This is a genomic window from Mycobacterium sp. 1164985.4 (genome assembly GCF_001668575.1).
GTDB lineage: Bacteria > Actinomycetota > Actinomycetes > Mycobacteriales > Mycobacteriaceae > Mycobacterium.
Genome location: NZ_LZMD01000023.1, coordinates 1 through 632, shown reverse-complemented (window position 1 = coordinate 632; position 632 = coordinate 1). Strand labels below are relative to the sequence as shown.

Annotated in this window: 1 protein-coding gene; it reads right to left on the bottom strand. The window is 60.1% G+C overall.

From position 1 onward, the window contains the following. Positions 1-632: amidohydrolase family protein (locus A5650_RS03440; RefSeq protein WP_156743989.1), on the bottom strand; the 632-nt coding region annotated here is incomplete at its 3' end.

Genomic DNA, 632 nt, shown 5'->3' with positions numbered 1-632 from the left:
TTGAGCACCGTCTCGGTGTCGACCAACGCATCCCACATCGGCTTCCAATGCTCGAAATCATGAAAACTCGGATACCCCATCGCCGCCGGGTTCTCGGTGAACGTCAACGAATGCACACCCCGGGCGGCGTTGCGCCGGATCTCCTTGGCGCACTCGCTCGGATCCCAGATCACCGGCAACGTCATCGGAATGAACCGCGCCGGATAGGCCCCGCACCACTCCTCGACATGCCAATCGTTGTAAGCCTTCACCAACGCCAGCGAGAACTCCTGATCCTCAGTCGCGAACAACCGGCCGGCGAATCCGGGAAACGACGGAAAACACATCGACCCCAAAATCCCGCCGGCGTTCATGTCCTTGACCCGCTCATCGACCTGCCAGCACCCGGGCCGGATCTCATCGAGACCCTGCGGCTCCAGCCCGTACTCCTCCTTCGGCCGACCGGCCACCGCGTTGAGCGCCACATTCGGGATCACCGTGTCACGAAACTGCCAGGTATCGGACCCATCCGGGTTGTGCACCAACCGCGGCGCCTCATCGATGTACTTCTTCGGCAGATGATTTTTGAACATATCGGGCGGCTCGACGATGTGATCATCGACGCTGATCAAGATCATGTCGTCCTTGTTCAT